At 66.6% G+C, this 9,420-nt stretch carries 9 protein-coding genes; 7 read left to right on the top strand and 2 right to left on the bottom strand.

All coding sequences use genetic code 11. From position 1 onward, the window contains the following. Positions 1-108 precede the first annotated feature (108 nt). Positions 109-1,092 (top strand): AraC family transcriptional regulator, encoded by a 984-nt coding sequence (locus tag KHC27_RS04475; RefSeq protein ID WP_213335546.1) that lies wholly within the window; start codon positions 109-111, stop codon positions 1,090-1,092. A gap of 217 nt (positions 1,093-1,309) precedes the next feature. On the opposite strand, the gene KHC27_RS04470 is transcribed toward KHC27_RS04475, so the two are convergent. Both KHC27_RS04470 and KHC27_RS04465 read right to left on the bottom strand, forming a co-directional pair. Then, positions 1,310-1,735 (bottom strand): GFA family protein, encoded by a 426-nt coding sequence (locus tag KHC27_RS04470; RefSeq protein WP_213335544.1) that lies wholly within the window; start codon positions 1,733-1,735, stop codon positions 1,310-1,312. Positions 1,736-1,782: 47 nt separating this feature from the next. Beyond that, a complete protein-coding gene (locus tag KHC27_RS04465) occupies positions 1,783-2,904 on the bottom strand; it encodes an MFS transporter (RefSeq protein ID WP_425514857.1) in 1,122 nt (373 codons plus the stop codon). Between the two features lie 154 nt (positions 2,905-3,058). Here KHC27_RS04465 and KHC27_RS04460 point away from each other — a divergent pair, with 154 nt between their 5' ends. The 6 genes from KHC27_RS04460 (at position 3,059) to pdxR (ending at position 9,366) form a co-directional block, all read left to right on the top strand. Then, positions 3,059-3,994, top strand: a complete 936-nt coding sequence (locus KHC27_RS04460; protein ID WP_213335541.1) for a LysR substrate-binding domain-containing protein — start codon at positions 3,059-3,061, stop codon at positions 3,992-3,994. Positions 3,995-4,218: 224 nt separating this feature from the next. Then, positions 4,219-4,959 (top strand): aminotransferase class IV, encoded by a 741-nt coding sequence (locus KHC27_RS04455; RefSeq protein ID WP_246518869.1) that lies wholly within the window; start codon positions 4,219-4,221, stop codon positions 4,957-4,959. A gap of 58 nt (positions 4,960-5,017) precedes the next feature. Next, complete coding sequence (locus KHC27_RS04450) at positions 5,018-6,100, top strand: ABC transporter ATP-binding protein (protein ID WP_246518867.1); 1,083 nt, start codon at positions 5,018-5,020, stop codon at positions 6,098-6,100. Continuing rightward, on the top strand, positions 6,097-6,957 hold the full coding sequence (locus KHC27_RS04445) for an ABC transporter permease (RefSeq protein ID WP_213335539.1): 861 nt from the start codon (positions 6,097-6,099) through the stop codon (positions 6,955-6,957). The genes KHC27_RS04450 and KHC27_RS04445 overlap by 4 nt, the downstream gene beginning before the upstream one ends. Position 6,958: 1 nt before the next feature. Further along, positions 6,959-7,780, top strand: a complete 822-nt coding sequence (locus KHC27_RS04440; RefSeq protein ID WP_213335537.1) for an ABC transporter permease — start codon at positions 6,959-6,961, stop codon at positions 7,778-7,780. A gap of 62 nt (positions 7,781-7,842) precedes the next feature. Further along, the gene (gene pdxR, locus KHC27_RS04435; RefSeq protein ID WP_213335535.1) at positions 7,843-9,366 is read left to right on the top strand and encodes a MocR-like pyridoxine biosynthesis transcription factor PdxR; all 1,524 of its coding nucleotides are present in this window, start codon (positions 7,843-7,845) and stop codon (positions 9,364-9,366) included. Positions 9,367-9,420: the final 54 nt, after the last annotated feature.

Here is a 9,420-nt window from a genome sequence, read left to right as displayed (position 1 = left end):
GCACCTCCGAAGCAGTGCCTCAACCTAGCATAATCAGGGGTTTTCACACAGCCTCAGCCCGTGGTCGGACTTCATGAGCGCCTCTTCGCGCCAACAAAGCTGGCATTGGTGTACGAGGCGCTCGTGAAGGAAGGTCATTCGCCCTCGGACGTCATGAAGGGCATCAATCTGAAGCCCGAGGACGTCCATTCGCCGGACACCCGGATTTCGCTCAGTCAACTCATGACCGTCTATCGGAACGCGATCCGGCTTTCGGCCAACCCGTACCTGGCGTACCGAATTGGCGAGACCGTCCACGTCTCGACCTACGGCATGTACGGATATGCGATCTTGTGCAGCCCGGATTTTCGCACCGCGGCGGATGTCACGATCCGCTATCACCTTCTCGCCACGCCGCTGGCCTCGGTGGCGCTGACGGAGGAGATGGGCTTGGCAAGCTGGCACTTCGAGCCGAGCGTCCACGTCGCCGGCGATCCGACGCTTTATCGCTTCGTGATAGAGAAGCAGGTCGGCGCCCATATCTCCGTGATGCGGGACATCATGGGTCGAGCTTTCGTTCCGGAGGCGATCCATCTGACCTACGCCAGGGCGAACGATTTCGGCATCGACCCCAGCGATGCCGGCTGCGAGATCCGCTATTCGCAGAAGGCCAACCAGATGATCTTCAAGAGCGAATGGCTGGATTCCAACGCGACTTTGGGCAACCGGACGACTTTCTTGCATATGCTCGACCTGTGCAACACCCTGCTCGCCGATCTCACATTGCGCGCGGGCGTGGCCGGGCAGATCCGCGAGATCCTGCTGCGCGATATTGCCGATCCGCCTTCTTTCGAGGCTGTCGCCCGTCAATTGGGGTCCAATGCGCGGTCGTTACGGCGGGCACTCGAGAGGCAAGGCCTCTCCTTCCGCATTCTTCGGGATGAGTTGCGAGGCCGATTGGCACTGGAATATCTGCGGGGCACGGCCCTCACCACCGACGACATCGCGGTCGCCTTGGGCTTCAGCGATGGGGCGGCGTTCAGGCGCGCGTTCCAGCGCTGGACCCACAAGACGCCCAGCGAAATCAGGAGCCGGCAGCGGCGCGCAAGATGAAGGGCGGCGGACTGGCCTTCCCTCCCCGGTGACGACATCCTGCTCGGCGACAGGCCGCGCGGCGGTGATCTCGGCTCTGCATCTCGGCCGACGATCGAGGCCGCGTGAATCGGGAACCGACAAAGGGCGCACCGACGGCGCCTTTTCACCGGCTGACTGACAAGCACATGTTGGCGGGCCTGCGGGTCGGGTCGGCTCGTCGGCCACTCCTTGACGGTCACGGCGCCGGGACGAAATGCAGTGTCCCGGCCCGGCGCGTCGGCTTTCCGGTATCGCTGGTGTGGTTGACGCCATCCATGACGGGCACCTCCGGGAAATCGAACGGGCTTATGCCGTCGAGGCAGGCGACGTTGACCGCGTACAGGCTCTGATCGGATCGCCGCTGATGGTGGGTGTAGATACCGCAGCGCGAACAGAAGAAGTGCTGCGCCGTGCCGGTATGGAAACGGTAGCTGGTGAGCCGTTCCCTGCCCTCGAGGATCTGGATCCCGCCCATCTCGGCCATGACGACGACCGCACCGCGCATGCGGCAATAGGAGCAGGTACAGCGCCGGATCGCGTTGAAGCCGTCGCTGAGCGACACCTCGAAGCGCACGGCACCGCAATGGCACTGGCCGGTCAGGCGGCTGGTATTGCCCGTCATGTGATCCCCTTCCCGTTCCAACGGTGTGCGGCCCTCGAAGAAAACGCTCACCGCCTTGCCAGTCTCGGCCCCAGGGCCAGGGCGAGTGGCAGGATCGCCAGCGCCGCGGCGGCGGTCCACAGCGTCGCGATGACGGGACCGGCCTGATCGCCCACCGCGCCGAACAGCAGCGGCGACAGCGCCCCCGATCCGATCACCCCGGTATAGAAGATGGCGAAGGCCCGCTCGGTGCGGTCGGCCGGCGCCAGTTCCGGCACGGTGCCGTAGAGCACCGACGACGTGCCGTTCAGCGTGATTCCGAGCACTGGCAGGATGACGAGGAGCGGCCCCAGGGGGAGGAACACGGCGAGCGCGATCATCAGCGCCGTCAGCGCTTCGGTGCATACGGTGACGCCGACAATGCCCCAGCGCTGGGCGAGCCAGCCGCAGACAAGCTTGCCCACCGCGCCGCCGAGGAAGACCAGCGCGAGCGCCGTGCCGATCACCGGCTGCGAGGCGCCCTTCAGCTGCAGAAGGAATGGCAGGAAGGTGAGGAAGCCCATGCGCACGCCGGTATCGATCACGCCGATCGCCAGCAGCAGCGGAAAGCCGTGTCCGCCGCGCGGCGTCGCCGCGCGCAACGCGGGGGACGGCGGAGCGGGCGCGATCCGGGGCATCGACAGGGCGAGCAGGGCGGCGACGGCGATCCCCGCCAGTGCCAGCAGCCAGAGTGCGGGCCGCCACGGCGCGATCGAGAGGACCAGGGACAGCGCCGCCGGGATGACGGCTTTGCCAAGGTCGCCACTGAAATTATAGGTGCCGAGCGGCCCGCGCGCGGCGGTTCCATAGGCACGCGACACCGCGCTGGAAGCAATCGGGTGCTGGACGCTGGAACCCGCGCCGGCAAGGAACAGCGCCGCGCATAGCCCGAGCGCGCCACCGCTGAAGCCGGCCAGCCCATAGCCGGCCGCAGCGATCACCGTGCCAAGGATGAGCACCGTTCGCCCGCCCATCCGATCGGCCAGCCAACTCGCGGGGATCTGCAGGGCGGCCATGGCGCCGGCATAGAGCCCGCGCAGCAGCGCAAGCGCGACATAATCGAGCCCGAACTCGGCCCGCCAGACGGGAAGCAGCACATAGATCGCGTCGGTGTAGCCATCGTGGAGCGCATGGGCGAGGCCGGAGAGCACCAGCGTGCGCCGGCGCGAATCCGCTGGGCAGGGCCGCGCCGGGGCATCGGTGGAGTGTGCGAGGTTTGATGAATTTGTCACGTCGTGGATATGGGCCGGCTGGACTTATGGTCGCAAACGATTAATTTCCACGCCTGACGTCAGATAAACTCACATGACCGCACCCTCCAAGGATCGGCCCCTCCCGCCGCTCAACGCCATCAGGGCGTTCGAGGCGGCCGCGCGCCGGTCGAGCTTCAAGGACGCGGCGGCGGAACTCGGCGTCACCCATGGCGCGGTCAGCCGGCAGATACGACTGCTGGAGGAATGGCTCGGTCCGCCGTTGCTGTTCCGCCGCATGAGCCATGGCGTGGCCCTCACCGCGGAGGGCCGGGCTCTGTTCGCCGACATCCAGCCTGCGCTGGAACGCATTGCCGGCGCGGCGGCACGTCACGGCCGGGAGGCTGGAGGAACGGTGGTGCTGAGGGTCAATGCGCTCGCCACCTTCAGCCTGCGCTGGCTGGTGCCGAAACTCGGCCGGCTGCGGGAGGCGCATCCCGACATCGAGATCGAGCTGACGACGGGCAATGAGCCGGTCGATGGGCTGGCCGGCGACTACGACCTGATCATTCGCGGCGGACCGGATGCCTTTCACGGCTTCGAGGCCCGCCTGCTGCTGCCGGAGAGACGGCTTCCCGCCTGCAGCGCTGCGCTGCTGCAACGCCAGCCGCTGGAAGAGGTCGCGGACCTCGCACGGCACACGCTTCTGCATGTCGCCAGCATGCCGCGGCTGTGGCGCGACTGGCTGGCAAAAGCCGGCCAAGGCTCTCTGGAACCAGCGGCCACGCTGATGCTGGACCACTTCTACCTCTCGATCCAGGCCGCCGTGGACGGGCTCGGCGTGGCGATGGCGCCGTCCGCACTGATCGAGGACGACCTGCGCGCGGGTCGGCTGGTGACGCCCTTTCCGCACATCTGGCTGCCCTCGCGCAGCTATTTCGCCTACACGCCGCTCGACTCGCCGCTGCGCGCCGCGAGCGACCGGGTCTGCGCGTGGATCGGCGGCCCCGATGGCGCCTCCGCTTCACCGATGCCGAACGGCAGTGTTTGACGACCGCGGCTGCCGGCGCAACGACCGCTTCGCGCGCGGCGCTGGAGCCCGCTCCCGCCGCACGCCACGGCGTCCCCGCCCGACAATGATGCTCCGGGGTCGCTATCCTTTCCCGCCGCGAAGTGGCCCCGTCATTTTCGCATAAAGCGGCCCTTTTTGATGGAGCCATTCGGAGAAAAGCTGCCTCCCGACCCGCTTGGCGCGGGATTGTGAAGGAGGACAGCATGAGCCAGTCGAGCCCCGACTACTCGAAAGGCGCCGCGTACGTGAACGGCACCTATGTGCCGATCTCAGAGGCCAAGATACCGGTCGGCGATTGGGGCTTCACCCATTCGGACGTCACCTACGACGTTGTGCATGTCACCGATGGCGGCTTCTTCCGACTGGAAGACCACCTCGACCGCTTCCATCGTTCGCTCGAAGGCTACCGCCTCGATCCGGGCGTCACCCGCGACGAGATGCGTATCATTCTGGGCAAGGTGGTGGCGCTGAGCGGGCTCAAGGACGCTTTCGTCGCGATGCTCTCGACCCGCGGCATTCCCCGCGTCTACGGCTCGCGCGACCCGGCCGACTGCGACAATACCTTCATCGCCTATGCGGTGCCGTGGGTCGACGTGATCAAGCCGGACGTCCAGGAGCGCGGCGCTCACCTGCTGGTGGCCCAGGTACCCCGCATCTCGCAGAACTCGCTCGATCCGACGCTGAAGAACTATATGTGGCGGGACTTCACCCGCGGGATGTTCGAGGCCAAGGACAAGGGCTTCGATACCGCCATCCTGCTGGACAGCGACGGCTATCTGACCGAAGGCGCGGGCTTCAACGTCTTCATCGTCAAGGACAACAAGGTCATCACACCGGATCGCGGCGCGCTGCGCGGGATCACCCGCCTCTCCGTGCTCGACCTGTGCCCCGAGCTCGGCCTGGAGCCGATCGTCGGTCCCATCACCTTCGAGGACACGCCATAGCCCGGGCCGCCAAAGGCCCGGGCCTTGCCTGCGTTGGTTCGATCAGGGAGTGCGGCGTTTGGCCTATATCCATCTCGACGGCGTTTCCAAGCAGTATGGAAGCGTCTGGGCGGTCGATCGCGCCGATATGGCGATCGGGAAACAGGAATTCGTCTCTCTGCTCGGCCCCAGCGGTTCGGGAAAGACGACGCTGCTGCGCATCATCGCGGGGCTCGAGCGCCCGACGCAGGGACGCGTTCTCATAGACGGCGAGGACGTGACCGAGCTGCCGCCGCACAGGCGCGGGGTTGCGATGGTGTTTCAGGAATTCCTGCTGTTCCCCCATCGCACGGTCTACGAGAACCTTGCCTTCCCGCTGCGCATGCTCAAGCTCCCCAAGGGCGAGATCGAGGCGCGCGTCGAGTGGGCCGTGGGCATCCTCGCCCTGCGCGGGCTGGAAAAGCGCTACCCGAACCAGCTCTCCGGCGGCCAGCAGCAGCGCGTTGCCCTGGGACGTGGCCTCGTCGGCCGGCCCAAGGTGCTGCTGCTCGACGAACCGCTCGCCAATCTCGACCGCGAGCTGCGGCAGGAGATGGAGGTCGAGATCCGCAAGCACCAGACGGACTTGGGCATCCCCTTCATCTATGTGACGCATAATCAGGAAGAGGCGCTCTCGATGAGCGACCGCATCGCGGTCGTCCGCGGCGGGCGCATCGAGGACTTCGCCTCGCGCACCGCCATCTACGATCATCCCAGAACCGCCTTCATCGCCCAGTTCGTCGGGCGCTCCAACCGCTTCACCGGCACCGCGCTGATTTCCCAGGGCAAAACCGCCCTGTGCGACCACGGCGTGCGGATCGAGAGCGCGGCCCGGCCGGACATCGCCGACGGCAAGCGGATTGCCGCCTATGTGAAGAACGAGAAGATTCAGCTCAAGCCTGCCGCAGAGATGCCGGCGGACGCCGCCAACACGCTGACGGCGACGATCCGCTATGTGCTCCTGCGCGGGGCCTATGCCGAATATGTGCTCGGCTGGACCGGCGGCGAGATCATCGTCAGCCGGCCGCGCAGCGAGGCGGCGTTCGCCCAGGGCGCCGAGGTGGCCTGCTTCTGGAACGAGGCGGATATCGACCTGTTTCCGATGACGGAGGATGGTCGATGAAAGGACGCGCCGCCCCAGCCATCTTTCTCGGCATGCCCACCGTGTTCCTGGTCGGGCTGTTCGTGCTGCCGCTCGTCTCCATGGTGGTACTGAGCGTCTGGCGAACCGAGAACTACCACATCATCCGCGACTTCAGCCTCCACAATTACGAGGTGCTGGCGACCGAAGGCGCCTACATGACCTTTCTGGTGCGCTCGCTTGCGATGGCGAGCGCCGTCTCGCTGATCTGCACCCTGCTCGCCTGGCCCGTGGCCTACGGCATTACCCTGTATGGTGGACGCTACAAGCTGTTGCTGACGCTCGCCTTCGCCGTGCCGTTCCTCACCGGCGAGGTGCTGCGCATCATCGCGCTTCAGGGGCTTCTCGGGCCGGCCGGGTTGCTCAATGGCCTGTTGCTGTCGCTCGGGGCGGCACCGCTGCGGGTGATCATGTACACCAATGTCGCCAGCGCCATCGGCCTCGTCTATCTCTACCTGCCGATCGTGGTGACGGTGATCTACCTGTCGCTGCTCAATTTCGACCAGCGGCTGATCGATGCCGCGACCATCTTCGGGGCGAGCCCGGCGCGCGCGTTCTTCGAGATCACCTGGCCGCTGAACCTGTTCGGCACGCTGATCGGCTTCGCGCTGTGCTTCATTCCCTGCCTGTCGGCGACGCTGGCACCCCGCTTCCTCGGCGGCCCGAACGGCACGCTCTACGGCATGGCGATGGCGCAGCAGTTCGGCGAGAGCGGCACCTGGGCGCTGGGTGCGGCCATGGGTGTCGTGCTGTTCGCCGTGTCGCTGCTGCTGGTCATCGTGGTTGCCCGGCTGGTCGATCTGCGCCGCACCGGCTTCACCGGATTCGGGAGGGGATGAGATGCGCCTGAAGCCGGGAAAGGCCGCCCTGCTGGGGACGGTCGCCGTATCCTACCTGTTCCTCTATCTGCCGGTCGTCCATATCGGACTGGCGAGCTTCGCGCGGAACTCGAACTTTCCTTATCCGCCGAAGTGGTCGCTCGACACCATGGCGCGGCTGTTCTCCAACTCGCTCTACCAGACCGCGCTGGCCAACAGCCTTGTCATCGGCATCTGCTCGGCGCTGCTGGCGACAGCGCTGGCGGGGCTGGCGACGATAGGGCTGATGCGCCACGCCGGCCGGCGCGCGCCGCTCTACCTCGCGCTGTTCATCGCGCCGCTCTTCGTGGCGGAGGTGCTGCTCGGCATCTCCTCGCTCATCTTCAACGGCCTGTTTCTGGGCCTTCGCGGCAATATGGTCTCGGCCGTCCTTGCCAATGTGGTCCACTGCTTCAGCTATGCGCTGCTGATCATCGCGACGCAGCTTTATCGCTATGACTGGAGGCTCGACGACGCGGCCATGGTGTTCGGGGCGAGCCCGGCCCGCACCTTCTTCGAAGTGACACTGCCCCTGATCTGGCCCGGGCTGCTCGGCGCCTTCATCGTGGCCTTCATCATGGCGTTCAACAATCTGGAGATTTCGTTCTACCTGCTCGGCGCCACGCCTACCCTGCCGTCGGCCGCCTGGGGTGCGCTGCGCTACGGGGTCAAGCCGGAACTCTATGCGCTGGCGACCTGCGTGAATCTGGTCGTCCTCCTGCTCCTCAGCCTCATGTTCGTGCTGATGCGGACCGGTCTCGTCACCTTCGGTCACCGGCCGGAGCGTGAACGCAGCGCGGTGTAGCGCGCACTCGGCCGGTGGTACGGGACTTGCGTTCTCCCGATCGCTCAGATCGCGGAGGCATCGTGAGGCTGCTGGATTCGCTCGCTCTCCACGTTGACAGGGTTGCCGATGCGCCGCTGCACCGGCAGCTCTATCACCGGCTGGTGGAGGAGATCACCGCCGGAGCCCTGCGGCCCGGCGAGAAGCTTCCCTCGACGCGGGACTTCGCGGAACTGCTGGGCGTGTCGCGCAACACGGTGCTGCTCGCCTTCGACCACCTGATTTCCGAAGGCTATCTCGAGCCCATCACCGGCTCGGGCACCTATGTCTCACGGGAGCTGCCCGAGCAGCGTCCGGCAAAGGCGTCTGCCCGGATAAATCCTGCCATTGAGGCGGCCGGTCATCTCAGCCGGTCCATGGCACCCGATTCCGCGATCACCCATGCGCCGTCCACCTTGCGTCACATGCGCCGGCCGGTGCCGTTCCGCGCCAATTTCCCGGCGGTCGACATGTTCCCGGTGCGGCAATGGGCCAGCCTCGCGGCCACGCTCTATCGCGAGCTGGACCCCGACGCCGCAGGGGAACTGCTCGGCGAGGGCGATCCGCAGGGTTACGAGCCGCTGCGCGTCGCCATTGCGGAGCATGTCGCGCTCAGCCGCGGCCTCACCTGCACCCCGCACAACATCGTCATCTTCGCGGGGGCGCAGCATGCCGTGGATCTCGCCTGCCGCATCCTGCTCACCCCGGGCGAGCAGGTCTGGTGCGAGGATCCGGGCTATGACGGCATCTATGCCTCCGCGACTGCGGCGGGCGCGCTTCCCGTTGCCGTGCCGGTCGACGAGGAAGGGATCGAGGTGGAGCGGGGCATCGCTCTCGCGCCCGATGCCCGGCTCGTCTACGTCTCGCCGTCCAAGCAGTTCCCGCTCGGCATGGAGCTGAGCCTCGAGCGGCGCCATGCCCTGCTGCAATGGGCCGGCGCCGCCGGGGCCTGGGTGCTGGAGGATGATTACGACACCGAGTTCCGCTATGCCGGCCGGCCGATGCCGGCGCTGCACGCGCTGGATCGCGAGGGGCGTGTGCTCTATTTCGGCACCTTCAGCAAGATGCTGTTCCCCGGCCTCCGGCTCGGTTTCGCCGTGCTGCCGGACGCTCTGGTCGAGGCGTTCGTCTCGGCACGCGCCATTGTCGGGCGCTATTCGCCGATGCTTGAACAGGCGCTGGTGGCCCGATTCATGAAGGACGGCCATCTTGCGACCCATGTGCGGCGCATGCGGCGGCTCTACGCGCGGCGGCAGACCTATCTGCTGGAGGCGATCGAACAACGCCTCTCCCGGTGGATGACGGCAACGCCCACCAATACCGGCATGGAGATCATCGCCAGCCTCTCGGCGGGGCTGAGCGGGCAAGCGCTGGCGGCAGAGGCTGCGCGCCGTGGGCTGGAGATACTGCCCATCGCCGCTCTCGCACGCGAAGTGCAGGTCAATCATCTCGTCACGCTGGGATTCAGCGCCTTCGGCGAGGATCAGATGGACGAAGGCCTCGATATCCTTCGCGACATTCTTGTCGGGATGGAGCGGGGCGATATCCCGACCACCCCACCCGGCTGAGGGCGGCGGGAGCGGTCCCTGTGCCCATCTCGCAGCGACCTGCACGCGATGGCC

The sequence above is a fragment of the Ancylobacter lacus genome (assembly GCF_018390635.1).
Classification (GTDB): Bacteria; Pseudomonadota; Alphaproteobacteria; order Rhizobiales; family Xanthobacteraceae; genus Ancylobacter; species Ancylobacter lacus.
Note: the sequence above shows the minus strand (reverse complement) of the source record. Positions and strands in the feature narration are given on the sequence as shown.